The sequence below is a fragment of the Rhizobium sp. 01N447_2 genome, from assembly GCF_056399245.1.
The window spans coordinates 1-16,151 of sequence record NZ_JBFTQY010000035.1 but is presented as its reverse complement, the minus strand read 5'-3'; the positions used below and the strand labels follow the sequence as shown (position 1 = coordinate 16,151).

Annotated in this window: 15 protein-coding genes and 2 pseudogenes; 7 read left to right on the top strand and 10 right to left on the bottom strand. The window is 61.2% G+C overall.

Going from position 1 to position 16,151, the window contains the following annotated elements; all coding sequences use genetic code 11:
• The first annotated feature begins 184 nt into the window (after positions 1-184).
• The 5 genes from rpsD to AC1ECN_RS22210 all read left to right on the top strand — a co-directional run bounded on the left by rpsD (position 185) and on the right by AC1ECN_RS22210 (position 4,503).
• Positions 185-802 (top strand): 30S ribosomal protein S4, encoded by a 618-nt coding sequence (rpsD, locus tag AC1ECN_RS22230; RefSeq protein WP_018072277.1) that lies wholly within the window; start codon positions 185-187, stop codon positions 800-802.
• A gap of 102 nt (positions 803-904) precedes the next feature.
• Complete coding sequence (locus AC1ECN_RS22225) at positions 905-1,834, top strand: glutaminase (RefSeq protein WP_018072276.1); 930 nt, start codon at positions 905-907, stop codon at positions 1,832-1,834.
• Positions 1,835-1,894: 60 nt separating this feature from the next.
• Positions 1,895-2,764 carry a tRNA 2-thiocytidine(32) synthetase TtcA gene (ttcA, locus tag AC1ECN_RS22220; protein ID WP_075225544.1) on the top strand — a complete coding sequence of 290 codons (870 nt, stop codon included), beginning with the start codon at positions 1,895-1,897 and terminating at the stop codon, positions 2,762-2,764.
• 46 nt (positions 2,765-2,810) lie between these two features.
• Positions 2,811-3,638 carry an inositol monophosphatase family protein gene (locus tag AC1ECN_RS22215; protein ID WP_024321821.1) on the top strand — a complete coding sequence of 276 codons (828 nt, stop codon included), beginning with the start codon at positions 2,811-2,813 and terminating at the stop codon, positions 3,636-3,638.
• A 40-nt stretch (positions 3,639-3,678) separates the two neighbouring features.
• Entirely contained in the window at positions 3,679-4,503 is an 825-nt protein-coding gene (locus AC1ECN_RS22210) for an inositol monophosphatase family protein (protein WP_477954109.1), read from the top strand.
• A 23-nt stretch (positions 4,504-4,526) separates the two neighbouring features.
• Here AC1ECN_RS22210 and AC1ECN_RS22205 read toward each other — a convergent pair whose 3' ends face one another.
• The 6 genes from AC1ECN_RS22205 to AC1ECN_RS22180 all read right to left on the bottom strand — a co-directional run bounded on the left by AC1ECN_RS22205 (position 4,527) and on the right by AC1ECN_RS22180 (position 9,493).
• Positions 4,527-5,000 (bottom strand): GNAT family N-acetyltransferase, encoded by a 474-nt coding sequence (locus AC1ECN_RS22205; protein ID WP_130672656.1) that lies wholly within the window; start codon positions 4,998-5,000, stop codon positions 4,527-4,529.
• Positions 5,001-5,074: 74 nt separating this feature from the next.
• Positions 5,075-5,941 carry an acyl-CoA thioester hydrolase/BAAT C-terminal domain-containing protein gene (locus AC1ECN_RS22200; protein ID WP_130672655.1) on the bottom strand — a complete coding sequence of 289 codons (867 nt, stop codon included), beginning with the start codon at positions 5,939-5,941 and terminating at the stop codon, positions 5,075-5,077.
• A 77-nt stretch (positions 5,942-6,018) separates the two neighbouring features.
• Positions 6,019-7,299, bottom strand: coding sequence for a multidrug effflux MFS transporter (locus AC1ECN_RS22195; RefSeq protein ID WP_477954108.1), 1,281 nt, complete (start codon positions 7,297-7,299; stop codon positions 6,019-6,021).
• Between the two features lie 36 nt (positions 7,300-7,335).
• A complete protein-coding gene (locus AC1ECN_RS22190) occupies positions 7,336-8,541 on the bottom strand; it encodes a multidrug effflux MFS transporter (protein ID WP_130662801.1) in 1,206 nt (401 codons plus the stop codon).
• A gap of 137 nt (positions 8,542-8,678) precedes the next feature.
• Positions 8,679-9,014, bottom strand: coding sequence for a Grx4 family monothiol glutaredoxin (gene grxD, locus AC1ECN_RS22185; protein WP_018072268.1), 336 nt, complete (start codon positions 9,012-9,014; stop codon positions 8,679-8,681).
• Positions 9,015-9,262: 248 nt separating this feature from the next.
• On the bottom strand, positions 9,263-9,493 hold the full coding sequence (locus AC1ECN_RS22180; protein WP_018072267.1) for a hypothetical protein: 231 nt from the start codon (positions 9,491-9,493) through the stop codon (positions 9,263-9,265).
• Between the two features lie 164 nt (positions 9,494-9,657).
• On the opposite strand from AC1ECN_RS22180, the gene AC1ECN_RS22175 reads away from it, so the two are divergent.
• Positions 9,658-10,839 (top strand): hypothetical protein, encoded by a 1,182-nt coding sequence (locus tag AC1ECN_RS22175; protein WP_130661671.1) that lies wholly within the window; start codon positions 9,658-9,660, stop codon positions 10,837-10,839.
• Positions 10,840-10,874: 35 nt separating this feature from the next.
• Here AC1ECN_RS22175 and AC1ECN_RS22170 read toward each other — a convergent pair whose 3' ends face one another.
• Positions 10,875-11,108 (bottom strand): BolA/IbaG family iron-sulfur metabolism protein, encoded by a 234-nt coding sequence (locus AC1ECN_RS22170; RefSeq protein WP_003540079.1) that lies wholly within the window; start codon positions 11,106-11,108, stop codon positions 10,875-10,877.
• 19 nt (positions 11,109-11,127) lie between these two features.
• A complete protein-coding gene (gene purL, locus AC1ECN_RS22165) occupies positions 11,128-13,362 on the bottom strand; it encodes a phosphoribosylformylglycinamidine synthase subunit PurL (protein ID WP_477954105.1) in 2,235 nt (744 codons plus the stop codon).
• A gap of 263 nt (positions 13,363-13,625) precedes the next feature.
• On the opposite strand from purL, the pseudogene lhpI reads away from it, so the two are divergent.
• Positions 13,626-15,368 (top strand): annotated as a pseudogene (gene lhpI / locus AC1ECN_RS22160) (cis-3-hydroxy-L-proline dehydratase).
• A gap of 91 nt (positions 15,369-15,459) precedes the next feature.
• On the opposite strand, the pseudogene AC1ECN_RS22155 reads toward lhpI, so the two are convergent.
• Together AC1ECN_RS22155 and AC1ECN_RS22150 are read right to left on the bottom strand one after the other, a co-directional pair.
• Positions 15,460-15,558: pseudogene (locus AC1ECN_RS22155) on the bottom strand (acyloxyacyl hydrolase); the annotation flags it as partial.
• A gap of 4 nt (positions 15,559-15,562) precedes the next feature.
• On the bottom strand, positions 15,563-16,151 hold a 589-nt coding region (locus AC1ECN_RS22150; protein ID WP_477954103.1), incomplete at its 5' end, for an aminotransferase class I/II-fold pyridoxal phosphate-dependent enzyme.

The following is a 16,151-nucleotide window of genomic DNA, read 5'->3' as shown; positions in this document are numbered from 1 at the left end:
GGCCCTCTAAAGACCGCCGCAAGCACCGGGCAGCAATGTCCGGTGTTTCATTTGACATGTCCCGTGGATCGTTCCTGTTCGCTAACCGGAACATCCTGTCAGATCTCGGCAGAGATCAGAGGAGGGCGTGTTTCCTTCGTGCGGTTTGGTAACAAACCGTCTTAAACCTTTGAAAGGAAATACGATGAGCAAGCGCGAATCGTCCAAGTACAAAATTGACCGCCGTATGGGCGAAAACATCTGGGGCCGTCCGAAGTCCCCGGTGAACCGCCGCGAATACGGCCCGGGCCAGCACGGCCAGCGCCGCAAGGGCAAGCTTTCGGACTTCGGTGTTCAGCTGCGCGCCAAGCAGAAGCTCAAGGGCTACTATGGTGATCTGCGCGAAAAGCAGTTCCGCGCGATCTTCGCCGAAGCCGACCGCCGCAAGGGCGACACCTCTGAAAACCTGATCGGCCTGCTGGAATCGCGCCTCGACGCGATCGTCTATCGCGCCAAGTTTGTTCCGACGGTCTTTGCTGCCCGTCAGTTCGTCAACCATGGCCACGTCACTGTCAACGGTGTGCGCGTCAACATCGGTTCTTACCGTTGCAAGGCTGGCGACGTCATCGAGGTTCGCGAAAAGTCGAAGCAGCTGGTGATCGTTCTGGAAGCCGTCAGCCTCGCCGAGCGCGACGTTCCCGACTACATCGAAGTCGATCACCACAAGATGGTTGCAACTTTCGGCCGCGTTCCGACCCTCAGCGACGTTCCGTTCCCGGTCGTCATGGAACCGCATCTGGTCGTCGAATTCTACTCGCGTTAATGCATTCGTCTCGCAGTCGAAACCGATTGCGAGACAACAGCATGCGCCGGTATACGGAAAGCCGCTCTTTCGAGCGGCTTTTTTGCGATCTGGAGAGAAGCAATGGCAGATTTGCAGGCGACCCTCGATAGCATCTACGCCGATATCCAGCCGCGGATCGGCGAGGGCAAGGTCGCGGATTATATTCCCGAGCTCGCCAAGGTCGACCCGAAGCAGTTCGGCATGGCGATCGTCACCGTCGATGGGAAAGTCTATCGTGTCGGTGATGCAGATACCGCCTTCTCGATTCAGAGCATATCGAAGGTCTTCATGCTGACGCTGGCGCTCGGCAAGGTCGGCGAGGGGCTGTGGAAGCGCGTCGGGCGCGAACCCTCGGGATCGGCTTTCAACTCAATCGTCCAGCTCGAGCACGAAAGCGGCATCCCCCGCAATCCCTTCATCAATGCCGGCGCGATCGCCGTCAGCGACGTCGTCATGGCCGGCCATGCGCCGCGCGAGGCAATCGGCGAGCTGCTGCGCTTCGTGCGCTATCTGGCCGATGACGAGTCGATCACCATCGACGACAAGGTGGCGCGCTCGGAAACGCAGACGGGATATCGCAATTTCGCGCTTGCCAACTTCATGCGCGCCTACCGCAATCTCGACCATCCCGTCGACCACGTGCTCGGCGTTTATTTCCATCAATGCGCCTTGTCGATGAGCTGCGAGCAGCTGGCCCGCGCCGGGCTGTTCCTGGCGGCGCGCGGCAGCAATCCGACGACCGGCCATTCGGTGGTCTCGCCGAAGCGGGCGCGGCGCATCAATGCGCTGATGCTGACCTGCGGCCATTACGACGGCTCGGGCGACTTTGCCTATCATGTCGGCCTGCCCGGCAAGAGCGGCGTCGGCGGCGGCATCTTCGCCGTGGCGCCGGGCATTGCCTCGATCGCGGTGTGGTCGCCGGGGCTGAACAAGGTCGGCAATTCACAACTCGGCGCTGCGGCATTGGAGATGCTTGCAGCGCGTACCGGCTGGTCAGTTTTCGGCGATTGACGCTGTGTTGCCAGGCGGGTTTCTGCTAGAGCAAATGTGGAATTTCTGTAGGACGAAGCAATGAATATCGCAGCCAACATCGCCGATGATTTGGAAACCGGCGAAGCCGACACCAGCGGCCATGCGCTGTTTGCCGATGCGCCGCGTTCCGTCTCCTTCAACAAGCTGCGCAAACGCCTGCTCCGGCAGGTGCGCCAGGCCTTCGACGATTTCGACATGCTGAAGGGCCAGAAGCGCTGGCTGGTCGGCCTTTCCGGTGGCAAGGATTCTTACGGGCTGCTGGCGCTGCTGCTCGATCTCAAATGGCGCGGCCTGCTGCCGGTCGAACTCATCGCCTGCAATCTCGATCAGGGACAGCCGAATTTTCCGAAGCACGTGCTGCCGGATTATCTCACCAAGATCGGCGTCCGCCACCGGATCGAATATCGCGACACCTATTCGATCGTGAAGGAGAAAGTGCCCGAAGGCGCCACCTATTGTTCGCTCTGTTCGCGGCTCCGGCGCGGCAATCTCTACCGCGTCGCGCGGGAAGAGGGTTGCGATGCGCTGGTGCTCGGTCATCACCGCGAGGACATTCTCGAAACCTTCTTCATGAATTTCTTCCACGGCGGCCGGCTCGCCTCGATGCCGGCGAAGCTTCTGAATGACGAGGGCGATCTGATGGTGCTTCGGCCGCTCGCCTATGCTGCTGAGGACGACCTCGCGAAGTTTGCTGTCGCCATGCAGTTTCCGATCATCCCATGCGATCTCTGCGGCTCGCAGGACGGGCTGCAGCGCAATGCGATGAAGGACATGCTCGCCGATATCGAGCGGCGGATGCCGGGCCGCAAGGATACAATGCTGCGGGCGCTTTCGCATGTGAACCCGTCGCATCTGCTCGACCCGAAACTCTTCGACTTTTCCACCCTTGGTGTCACCGATCCTTCATGAAAGGCCGGCTATGCAGRCTGGCTATTGAATGAAGGCAGGATTTCGCATGATTATTTCAGACCAGGATATTCTCTTTCTCGGCGATTGCGTCCGGGAGACGGCGCGCGCCGAAATCATGCCGCGTTTCCGCAATCTCGGCGCTGCCGATGTTTCGGAGAAGACTTCGGCAATCGATCTGGTGACGCAGGCTGACCTGCTTGCCGAACACCGGATCACCGCGGCGCTGAGAGAGCGCTTTCCCGCAGCACTCGTCGTCGGCGAGGAGGCTTATGACGCCGACCGGTCCGTCGTGCCGGCACTTGCCGATGCCGAGCTCGCCTTCGTCATCGACCCTGTCGACGGGACGTTCAATTTCGCCGCCGGGCTTCCTGTCTTCGGGACCATGTTGGCGGTGACCGTCAGGGGCGAAACGGTCGCCGGCATCATTCACGATCCCGTTCTCGGCGACACAGTGACCGCGATCAGGGGGGCCGGCGCCTTTCTGACGCGTCGGGACGGGCAGTCGACAAAGCTGAAGGTCGCCGAGCCTGCTAGCCTGAACCAGATGGTCGGTGGCCTGTCATGGAGCCACATGGACGAACCGGATCGCGCGCGTATCTGCGCCAACATGGCGAAGATCCGGATGACCTTCGCCTTCAACTGCTCAGCCTACGAATATTGGATGGTCGCTTCCGGCAAGATGCATTTCATCGGCCATGCGAAGCTGATGCCCTGGGATCACCTAGCCGGCGTACTCGCGCATCAGGAGGCCGGCGGTCATACGGCGAAATTCGACGGCACGCCCTATCGTCCCGGCGAGACGACGGGTGGCATCATCTCTGCGCCCGACCGGGAGAGCTGGCAGCTCATCCGGCGCGAGATCGTCGGCATCTGATTCAAGCTTCTCCTGAGAGACCTAAGCGTGAGGATTTGATATGACTTCGACTGTCGACGTGACCGTTCTTGCCGATCTGCTGCGCCGCGCGGCGAAGGCGGAGATCCTGCCGCGCTTCCGCCGGCTTGGTCAGGACGACGTGCGCRCCAAGAGCGAGGCCACCGATCTCGTCACCGAGGCCGATGAGCAGGCCGAGCGGATGATCAAGGTGGAAGCTGCGCAACTCTGGCCGAGCGCACTGTTCCTCGGCGAAGAATCGGTCGCGGCCGATCCTGATTTGCTCGGCAGGCTCGAACATGCCGATCTCGCGATCGTCGTCGATCCGGTCGACGGCACCTTCAATTTCGCCGCCGGCATTCCGGCCTTCGGCGTCATGGCGTCCGTTATCTCCGGCGGCGAGACGATTGCCGGTATCATCTACGATCCGATGGGCGACGACTGGGTGATGGCGGAAAAGGGCGGTGGTGCCTGGCTGCGGCGGCCGGAGGGTGGCGCAGAGCGGCTCTCGGTCGCAGCGCCCGTGGGCCTGGAGCATATGGTCGGCATGGCCTCGACCGGCTACCTGCCGAAGGAGAAGCGCGCCGAAGTGCTCGGCAATCTCGCAAAGGTGCGCTTCCTCACCAATTACCGCTGTGCAGCCCACGAATACCGCACCTTTGCCGGCGGCCATGTGCATTATCTCATGTACAACAAGCTGATGCCCTGGGATCACCTTGCCGGCACCCTGATTTCGCAGGAGGCAGGCGCCTATGCGGCGCGCTTCGACGGCTCGGCCTACCTGCCGCATCATCTCGATGGCGGGCTGCTGATTACCCCCGACAAGGCCTCCTGGGAGGTGCTGCGGCGTGAGGTGTTCACAGTCTGAACAACCGCTCGACCTGCCGCATATTACTGGTAGAGCTTTTCCATGAGAAAGTTTTCCAGGCCTTGCCCACGTTTCTCGACGATTTGCTTCGTTATGACGCGGAACCCTTTGCGCTCAAAAAACGGTCGGGCCGTTCGGCTGGCTTCGGTATAAATTCGGCTAAACCCCAGTTTCAGAGCTTCGCCTTCGACCCTGCTTAACAGGTGGCTTGTTATTCCAAGCCCCTGAAATTCGGGGTGCACAAACATCATGTCCAGGCACCCGCCGCCGGTCAGGTCGGAAAACCCGACAGGCTGCCCGTCAAATTCTGCGATCCAGGCAGGCCTGCTTATCCTTCGCTCTGCCCATAGTCCGCGATCTTCCACCTTTGCCCAAGCCTGGATCTGAGCGGGTGAGTAGTCTTTCGACGCGACCTCTCGTATGGCGCGCAGAAAAATTTCAATCGTCGCGTTCACGTCGCCTGGCGCGTAAGGCCTGATCAGAATTCGGTCGTCCATCGAGGGTGCCTTTCGCGCACTGCCGCACCAATTCGATGGATTGAACCATCGATCAAATCACTGCAGCGCTCACGCTATAGCATCTCAAGAATATGTTCCCATGCGAGTCGTCCCAATTGGGCGTCGGCCTCGTCACTTCCACCATGAGCGCGCAGCGATGATCGGGGAGTGGTTTCGCCGGGCAGCAGAATGCGATGGCCCGCATCTTCTCCCAACACAAGCTGTGTGGACAAACCAAAACCTGCGCGTCTCCGAACAAGTGATGCGGCAAATTTGTCTGATGGCCAGAGCGCGTCATCGCATCCTGCTACAAGCAGAATTTCGGCATTCGTTCTCTCCAAAGGGATAGCCGCTGCGTCGATCTCAGACTCGTGTACCTGAAGGCATCGTTCGAACAGGCCCCGATAGGCGACCAGCTCGTCTCTGTATTCTCGCACCCATTCTGGGTCCGACGAAACAAAGGGAAGCGGTGTGCCTCGCAATGTCCACGACGAGCGTTCCGGCCAGCTAATGCCATCAAGCCCTGGACCAATATTTCCCCAGACGACTGACGAAGGGCTCAGCGCGACGACCGCGCTGATGCGCGGATCGTATACGGCCGTGAGCAGCGCAGCTTCGGCGCCTTTCGATGTCCCCACCAGGACGATGCGTTTACAACCGAGTTTGATCAAGTAATCAGTGGCAGCGAAGAAGGTTTCCAGCGGCACCTCGCAAATGCCTGGCACCTGACCGTCGCCGCTGAACCAGCGAAGAGCGATTGCAGTTGTGCATTGGCTCGCAAACAACCTGGCGCGGGCCACATCGACCCGGCCACTGGAGCCGCCGAGTACCACAACGCCAGTGCCGGTATCTGGTTTGACTTGAAATATCTCACCCTGCAATGGCAGGGGGAGACGTTGATATTCTGGATCCAAAACCAGGCTCCTTCTTCCAGGGGGCATCCAGATTTAGGAACGTGCCGAGTTTGTCATCTAATGCAATGCCGCCGGGGACCAATCGCTCCGGCAGATTTCCCATTTCAGAAGTGAGCAGCACCCGGATCGAGCTGCGGGTTGTCGCCGGGGTGGGTGAAGAGCTTGCCGTTTTCGGCCCAAAGGGTGGCTGCGATGGTCACCGCGCCGAAGAGCGCGAAGCCGCCGAAGAGCGGCTGCACCGTGCCGTTGAACATCTGGCCGACCAGGCCGCCGAGGATGGCGCCGGCCGTCGTCGAGACGAAGYCGGTGATGGCGGTGGCCGTGCCGGCGAGATTGCCCATCGGCTCGAGGCTGATGGCGGTGAAATTGGTGGCGATCAGGGCAAACATCATCAGCACGACGGTGAAGATGCCGTAGGCGATGGCGAAATCCGGCTTGCCGGCCAGCGAATGGAAAAAGCCGATAGCCGACAGCGCCGTGAAGATCAGCAGGGCGGCGTGCGAGATGCGGCGCATACCGAATTTGCGCACGAAGAAGCCGTTGGCGAAATTGGCGACGGCGATGCCGCCGGCGGTTGCCGCAAAGGCGATCGGCAGCCAGTCGCCAAGGCCATAGACCTCGCCGAACACCTGCTGCACCGAGATCACATAAGCGCTGATGACGCCGGTGAACATGGTGAGGCCGATCATATAGCCGCAGGTGATGCGGTTTGTGAGCACGGTCCTGAAGCCATCGACGACAGAGCCGACCGACAGCGGCAGCCGCTCTTCCGGCGGCAACGATTCCTTCAGCCGCAGGAGAGCCCAGACGAACAGGATGGTGGCGATGATGCCGAGCAGGATGAAGATCCAGTGCCAGTTGGCATAAAGGATGATGAGTTGGCCGACGGAGGGGGCAACGATCGGCACGATCATGAAGACGATCATCACATAGGACATGACACGGGCCATTTCGCGGCCACCGAAGCAGTCGCGTACCATGGCCATGGTCGTTATGCGCACAGCAGCACCGCCCACACCCTGAACGAAGCGCATGACGAGCAGCATTTCGAAGCTGCCGGTTGCTGCGGCGGCAAACATTCCGACAACGTAGCAGGCGAGGCCGCCGAGCAGGATGTTGCGGCGGCCGAACGTATCCGAAAGGCTGCCGAAGAAGATCTGCGAGACGCCGAATCCCAAGAAGAACACGCCGATGATCAGCTGCGCGTCGTTGGTATTGGTGACGCCGAGAGAATGGCCGATATTGGGCAAAGCCGGCAGCATGCTGTCGATTGCCATGGCGACGCTGGCGGTCATGATGGCGATGGTGACGACGAATTCGCCAAAGCCCATGCCGATGCGGCGGGAGCCCTGGTTTTCCTGGTGCGGTTTATGCGGCGGCGTCATGTTATTGAGATCCCGGATGCGAGGGAGGCCGGCCGTTCAGACGGCCGGGTTCTGCTGTTGGAAGAGGCGGCCCTTCTCGGCGATCAGCACAAAGACAAGGCCAATGATCGACACAAAGAAATAACCCGCGACCATCGGCAGCGCGGTGCCGTCGAAGGCCTGGCCGATGCCGGCGCCGATGAGGGCGCCGCCGACCGTGCTCATGAAGCCGAGGACCGAGGAGGCGGTGCCGGCGACGTGGCCGAGCGGCTCCATGGCGAGCGAATTGAAGTTTGAGCCGATCCAGCCGAACTGGAACATGGCAAGGCCGAAGAAGGAGATGAACAAAGCGAAGGGCATCGGCTCAGTGCTCGCCATCTGGACGATCAGCCAGATGGCGTTGATGGCGATGAAGCCGAGCAGCGAGCCATGCGACAGGCGGCGCATGCCGAGCTTGCCGACAAAGCGTGAATTGAAGAAGGACGACAGCGACATGAAGATCGCCACGCCGGCGAAGGCGAAGGGGAAATAGACGCCGAGATCGTAAATGCCGACATAGACCTGCTGGGCCGAATTGATGAAGCCGAACAGCGCGCCAAAGATGAAGGTGCTGGCGATGGTGTAGCAGAGCGCGACGCGATTGGTCAGCACCAGCTTGAAGGCGCCGAAGATCGAGCGGGCGGTGAAGGGACGGACATTGGCGGGATGCAATGTTTCAGGCAGGCGGAGATAGGCCCAGACGGCGATACCAGTCGCCATGGTGGCGATGAAGAGGAAGATCAGGTGCCAGTTGCCGAAGAACATGACGATCTGGCCGGTGCCGGGCGCAATGACCGGTACGATCATGAAGACCATCATGATCAGCGACATGACTTCGGCCATCTGCCGGCCGCCATAGATGTCGCGAACGATGGAGACGGTGATGACGCGGGTTGCGGCCGAACCGACGCCCTGCACGAAGCGCAGGGCGAGCAACGCTGCAAAGGTCGGCACGAAGACGATACTGATGGCGGACAGGATATAGATGACGAGACCGATCAAAAGCGGCGTGCGGCGACCGAAACGGTCTGAGAGCGGCCCGTAGAACAGCTGGGCACAGCCGAAGCCGAGCAGATAGGTGGAGACGACGAATTGCCGGTGATTTTCGCTCTCGACGCCGAGGCTCGCGCCGATCTGCTGCAAGGCCGGCAGCATGATGTCGATCGCCAGAGAATTGACGGCCATCAGGAAGGCGGCGAGCGCGATAAATTCTCGCTTGCCCATGGGCAGGCGGCCCGCGGACACGGCTTGTGATGAATCTGTCACAATGAAATTCCCATAAACAGGCTAAGGCGCTGCTTGCCGCAGCGCCTCGGACTCAAGATACAGATTTGGAAACCGGGCGGACGCCCGGTGACCGGTCAGGAGGCGGCGCGCACCGCGATGCCGTTTTCCTGGAGATGCTGCTGCAGTTCACCAGCCTGGAACATTTCCCGGACGATGTCACAGCCGCCGACGAACTCGCCCTTTACGTAGAGCTGCGGGATTGTCGGCCAGTTGGAATATTCCTTGATGCCCTGGCGGATTTCCGAATCGGCGAGCACGTTGACGCCTTTGTAGTCGACGCCGATGTAATCGAGAATCTGCACGACCTGGCCGGAGAAGCCGCACTGCGGAAACTGCGGCGTGCCCTTCATGAAGAGGACGACGTCGTTGCTCTTGATTTCGTTGTCGATGAATTCGTGAATKCCGCTCATGGGACCTAATCCTTTCAACAGGTGGGTTAAAGGCCCACCGTTTCAATCGTTGCCTTTRGATAGCATGCGACAGCAGGAATTCCAGCCGCCCGAACCAAAAAAATACCAATTCCGGCGGGCCGTTGCCGGGGCTGTTGCCGTCGCGCTACTGCACATCAAAGCGCTACAGCTTCCTTTGCGCGCCTCAAAAGACGCAGCGGCGCTGCAGCGGAGCAGAATTCGTCCGAACGCTCACATTTCATCGTACCTTAGCTACGTCGCTGACGGCTGCGGCCGGCGGCGGTGCGGCGCTTGCTGACTTGTTTCCGGGGAGGCTTGGGTTTGGCCGAGGTCGCCTTGCGCGCAGCTGTCGTCGTCGCGGCGGGGTGTGTCTTACGCCTCTTGCGCTTCGTCGTGGCGCGGCCGGTGGTTTTCTTCAGGATCTCCTTCAGCACGCTGTCGACGACGCCTGATATCAATTCTTTGACTAGGTCGGCCATAAAACCCCTCCGTTCGTGATGGAAACGACATGGATACTATTGAATTCCGGAAGAGTTCGGTTAGCAAGACGGCTTCGAGACCATAGCTGCTTTTTTGCCCTATCAGTGGCGCAGCAGCCGGATCGCACCAACATGCCGGCCATTCGTCCGGCCGGAAGAGTGGAATGAAACTGATCGAGAAGCGGGTCGTCCTGCATTTCACGGGCTTCGAGCCGCTCGACGGCGTTGCCCACAGGGCACGCTACGAGCGTTCGGCCAGGCAGAGTGCCGCCGTCTGGGGCTATTCGGTTGAGACAGGGGCAGCGGACGAGGGGAGTGATCCGGTCAGTTTCGTGGTCACGACGGGTGAGAAGGCCACAGCGCCGGAGGCAGGGGCCGGTTCCCCCGGCTGGCAGACGAAGAGCCGGATCCACATGGTCGATCACGATACCTTGGTGCGTAGACTGCGCAGCGGCAACACGCTGAGCCAGATCATTGCAGGCTTCCGAAGCTGCGCCGAGATCATGCTCGAAGGAGGCATGCGGGGATATTTCCGCCACGCCTGGCGCTTCGGCCTGTTCTTCCTCTTCCCGTTCCTGCTGACGGCGCTGGCGATCGCGCTGACGGCGCAGATCGCCATCATGCCCTATGGTCTCGGCTTTTCGCCGTGGCACATGCTCTGGAGCGCGCCGCTGGCGCTCTGTTTCTTCATCTTCGCCTTCCTGCCGTTTTCCGAACGCTTCCATACGCTGCATCTCTTCGCCGATTGGGCAATGGCCGTGGCGCTAGGCCGTATGGACCGGAAAGATTTCAACGACTGGCTGGAAGAGCGGGCCACTGCCGTGCGCAAGGCGCTTGACGAAGAGGCGGACGAATATGTGATCTCCTCGCACAGCATGGGATCGAGCGTCGCCGCCCATGTCATCGGCATATTGCTGGAGAGGGAGCCGGAGATCTTCAAGGGCAAGCGCGTGGTGTTTGCCACACTCGGCAGTGCCATTCTGCAATGTGCGTTGATGTCATCGGCGACACTGCTTCGCGCCCGCGTCGGGCTGATCGCCCGCTGCCGAGAGATTTCCTGGCTCGACGTGCAGTGCCTGACGGATTCGATCAATTTCTACAAAGTGCCTGTCGTCGCCGTCTCTTGCCATCGGGATGCGCCTGAGGCGAAGATGATTCTGATCCGCGTCAAGCAGATGCTGACGCGCGAACACTACCGCAAGATCCGCAAGGACCAGCTACGCGTCCACCGGCAATATGTGCTTGGCCCGGACCTAAAGGCGTCRTTTGATTTCACGCTGATGACCGCGGGGCCGATGCCGGCCTCGGTCTTTGCCAGTCCCGATGAAAAGAGAATGCCCGGCTGAGGGCCGGGCATCGTCCATCCAGATTGCGTCGGGCTTTATTCCGGCGCCGAGGTCTGCAGGGCCAGAGCGTGCAGTACGCCGCCCATATTGCCCTTCAGCGCTTCGTAGACCATCTGGTGCTGTTGCACGCGGCTCTTGCCGCGGAAGGCTTCGGCAACGACTTCGGCGGCGTAGTGATCGCCGTCGCCCGCCAGATCGCGGATCGTCACCTTGGCACCGGGAATCCCAGCCTTGATCATGTCTTCGATATCGCCGGGTTTCATGGCCATGGTCGTTACTCCTTGCGCATCATTCCGCAGCGGCAAGTTCGCCGCGGCCTTCCATGAAATCAGGGAACCACGATTCATGGGCTTCGCGCAATTGCTGAATCGGCAGCGAGATGAGATCGCCGACGACGAGCGCCGTTCCTCCGACCGTGCCGAGACGGCGGAAGGGAACGCCGCCGCCTTCTGCATTGACGCAGACGAAATCGGCGACATCGGCAGGCAAGGTCAGGACGTAGCGCGCCTGATCCTCGCCGAAGAGCAGCGCATGCGGCGCGTCCCTGCCTTCGCTCAGATCAATCGTCAGGCCTTTGCCCGAGGCCATCGCCATTTCAGCGAGCGCCACGGCAAGGCCACCCGAGGAGATGTCGTGGCAGGCGGTTGCCTGGCCGTTGCGGATGACGGAGCGGACGAAATCGCCATTGCGGCGCTCGGCAAACAGATCGACCTCCGGCGCGGGACCTTCGCGGCTGGAAAGCACGTCGCGCAGATAGACCGACTGGCCGAGATGGCTGCCGTCGACGCCGATCATGATCACCTTATCGCCATCGTTGGCAGCGCCGATACGGGCCATCTTGCTCCAATCCGGCAGCAGGCCGACGCCTGCGATCGTCGGGGTCGGCAGGATGGCGACGCCGTTGGTCTCGTTGTAGAGCGAGACGTTGCCGGAAACGATCGGGAAGTCGAGCGCGCGGCAAGCTTCGCCGATGCCTTTCACCGCCTCGACGAACTGGCCCATGATCTCGGGCTTTTCGGGATTGCCGAAGTTCAGATTGTCGGTGGCGGCGAGCGGCTCCGCGCCTGTTGCGGTGATGTTGCGCCAGCATTCGGCGACCGCCTGCTTGCCGCCTTCGAAGGGGTCTGCCTCGACATAACGCGGGGTGACGTCGGAGGAGAAGGCGAGCGCCTTGGAGGGATGGCCGTCGACGCGCACCACGCCGGCATCGCCGCCCGGCAACTGCAACGAATTGCCTTGGATCAGCGTGTCATATTGCTCATAGACCCAGCGGCGGCTCGACTGGTTGGCGGAGCCGACGAGTTGCAACAGCGCCTGGCCGTAATCTTCGGGTGCGGCAACGAGATTGGCGGGCAGGGGGGCATGCTTGCCGGATTCGCGCCAGGGGCGATCATATTCCGGCGCCTGGTCACCGAGATCCTTGATTGGAAGGTTGGCGACTTCCTCGCCCTGGTGCACGACGCGGAAGCGCAGGTCGTCGGTCGTCTTGCCGACAATAGCGAAATCGAGGCCCCACTTGACGAAGATCGCCTTGGCTTCCTCTTCCTTCTCCGGCTGCAGCACCATGAGCATGCGCTCCTGGCTTTCCGACAGCATCATCTCGTAGGCGGTCATCCGCTCTTCGCGGACCGGCACCTTGTCGAGCTCGAGCAGGATGCCGAGATCGCCCTTGGCGCCCATTTCGACGGCGGAGCAGGTGAGGCCGGCCGCACCCATGTCCTGGATGGCGATGACGGCGCCGGTTTTCATCAGCTCAAGGCAGGCTTCCAGCAGGCACTTTTCGGTGAAGGGGTCGCCGACCTGAACGGTCGGACGTTTCTCCTCGATCGATTCGTCGAATTCGGCCGACGCCATCGTCGCGCCGCCGACGCCGTCGCGGCCGGTCTTGGCGCCGAGATAGACGACCGGAAGGCCGACGCCCTTGGCTTCCGAGAGGAAGATGGCATTGGATTTCGCAATGCCAGCGGCAAAGGCGTTGACGAGGATGTTGCCGTTGTAGCGGGCGTCGAATTCGACCTCGCCGCCGACCGTCGGCACGCCGAAGGAATTGCCATAGCCGCCGACGCCGGAGACGACGCCGGAGACGAGGTGGCGGGTCTTCGGATGATCCGGCTCGCCGAAGCGCAGCGCGTTCATCGCGGCGATCGGGCGCGCACCCATGGTGAAGACGTCGCGCAGGATGCCGCCGACGCCGGTCGCAGCCCCCTGATAGGGCTCGATATAGGAGGGGTGGTTGTGGCTCTCCATCTTGAAGACGACGCAATCGCCGTCATCGATGTCGACCACGCCGGCATTTTCGCCCGGGCCCTGGATGACGCGTGGCCCCTTGGTCGGCAGCGTGCGCAGCCACTTCTTCGAGGATTTGTAGGAGCAGTGCTCGTTCCACATGGCCGAGAAGATACCGAGCTCCGTGAAAGTCGGTTCGCGGCCGATCAGATCCAGAATGCGCTGGTATTCGTCCGGCTTCAGGCCATGGCTCGCAATGAGTTCCGGCATGATCGGGATGGTGTTTGGAATGGTCATGAGCTCTCGAAAGTCCCTGCCGTTGCGCGTTTTCCGCTCTTTAACCTATGTAGGGACGGCGCGCGACAGGAAAATGCCCGCCGTCAACAGAGGGCGGGCGACTTCTTCGGCCCGGTACGGGCGGCCGCTTCTCAGAGTCTATTTGACAACTTGCTTTTGATTCTCGATCGATAGCACGGGGCAAGGTTCCGGCCTCAGCTTTTGCGTGCCGCTGATGTTTCCTATAGGGAACTTTTCTCCTTGGTTGATGGTATCGAGATACAATGCCGGATATACAACAACAGGCAGACGAAAAGGTGTTTGCCGGGCGCGCGCTTGTGGCTGGCTTCGCTACGGGGTCGATCGTATTCAGCGACACAGCGCTCAGCTTCTGGGGCGGCGTCGACTCCCGAACCGGAGAAGTCATCGACCGCCACCATCCCCTGTCGACACAGGTCCTGACAGGAAAGATTCTCGCCATCCCCGGCGGACGCGGCTCGTGTACGGGCAGCAGCGTGCTCATGGAGCTGATCATGAACGGGCACGCTCCCGCCGGCATCGTGGTCTCGCGCCAGGAGGAAATACTGTCGCTCGGAGTGATCGTCGCTGAGGAAGTGTTCGGCCGATCGATCCCCGTTGTCCAGCTCTCCGAAGACGACTTCGCCGAGCTGCACTCTATCCCTGAAGTCACCCTCATCGGCGACAAGGTCATCGCGAGCCGGATCGAAACCGCCCCCGGTTTCGATGCCGCCGATCGCACCTATGGAAATTCGATAGCGCTGACATCGAGGGATCGGTCGGCTTTGAACGGGGAAATGGGCAAGGCCGTGCAGGTGGCAATGAGGGCCACGACGCGCATGGCTGAAATTCAGGGAGCGACGGAACTCATCGATATCTCCCAGGTCCATATCGATGGCTGCATCTACACCGGGCCGACCAGCCTGGAATTCGCGAAACGCATGCGGGACTGGGAGGGTAGGGTTGCCGTTCCAACGACCCTGAACTCGATATCGGTGGACCAGATGCGTTGGCGGGAGCAGGGCGTGTCTCCCGACGTCGCCGGACCCGCATCCGAATTGGGTGAGGCCTACGCCTCCATGGGAGCACGAAAGACGTTCACCTGCGCGCCCTATCAGCTGTCGTCCGCACCCAGGCAGGGTGAGCAGGTGGCCTGGGCGGAGTCGAACGCCGTCGTATTCGCGAACAGCGTTTTGGGTGCTCGCACTGCCAAGTATCCTGACTACCTGGATCTGTGCATCGCTCTCACCGGGCGCGCGCCGCTGACCGGGCCGCATATCGCCGACAACAGGCGCGCCAGCCTCGTGGTCAATGTGTCGGGCTTCGTGTCGAGGGATGACATGGTCTACCCCCTTCTCGGCTACCACATCGGCAAGCTTGTCGGAGATGAAATTCCGGTCGTGATCGGCCTCGAGACGTGGAAGCCGAATCTGGACGACCTAAAGGCGTTCGGGGCGGGTTTTGCGACGACATCAGGCTCTCCCATGTTCCATATCGTCGGTGTCACGCCGGAGGCCGACAGCCTTGAGAGCATTGTCGGAAGCAAGATCAAGGCGAGCTACGAAATCTGTCCCAAGGACGTCGTTGCGGACTGGAGGAAACTCAACGGCGGGTCTGTGGATTCCATCGAGTTCGTCGCGCTGGGCAATCCCCATTTCTCTTTCGACGAATGCGAGCGGCTGGCCGCGCTCTGCGAAGGCCTGGCGAAACATCCTGACGTCAAGGTTCTGGTTACCTGCAACCGTGCGACGTTCGAAAGGGCTTCCGCTGCGAATCTCGTCGGCAAATTGTCGGACTTCGGCGTTGAGTTCGTGACCGATGCGTGCTGGTGAACACTTGCGGAGCCTGTGATCCCGAAATCGGTCGATACAATTATCACCAATTCCGCGAAGTTCGCTCACTACGGTCCTGGATTGACGGGTAAGGCGCTCCGGTTTGGCAGCCTGGCGGACTGCGTCGCGGCGGCTTGTCAGGGCGAGTTGAAGCCTGTTCGTACCACATGGGACTGAACGGTTCCCGCCTGCCGATGGTTGATCAGACGGCCGTAATGAGCAGTTCARTCATCCGTCGGCCAACCCGCTGAAATTGTCGAACGGACTCTCAGAACTTGTAGCCGACCTGCGAGCCGGCGCGCGTCATGCCGTCGTTCGGCCCGTCGCAGAGATTGGCGTTCGAGGAATGGGCGATCTCGGCCATCAACGGATCATATTTCACCGTCATAGGCGGAGCCGCCGTTTTCCAGCAGCCGGCGCAGGATCATCAGGCCGGAGACCAGTTCCTGCCCCGTCTTGGGCGAGGAAAAACCGATGCGAACGCGATGATAGGTTTTCTCGCCGCGCGCCGCCTTGAACTCGTCCTCGTCGTCGACGAGCACGCCGTCGCGGAAGGCGGCATTCTTGAAGGTGCCCGACATCCAGGGCTCCGGCAGTTTCAGCCAGAGGAAGGGCGCATGCGGGTGCGATTGGAAATCGAAGCCCTGCAATTGTTCACGGGCGAGCCGGACGCGCCTGGAAAGTTCTTCGACGCTTTCCTTTCGGATCTCGTGTGCCGTGCCGCTTTCGACGAGGCGGGCGCAGGTCTCGGCCAGGATGAAGGGCAGGCCGCCGGTGATCATCCTGTGCGTCACCTTGATGCGCTGAGCAAAATGCGGCGGGCAGGCGACCCAGCCACCGCGCACGCCGGCGGCGACCGATTTCGACAGGCCGTTGACGAGGAAAGTGCGGTCGGGCGCCAGCGAGGCGAGCAGCGGCGTATCGTCGCCTGACATGCCGCCATAAAGGTCGTCCTCGATC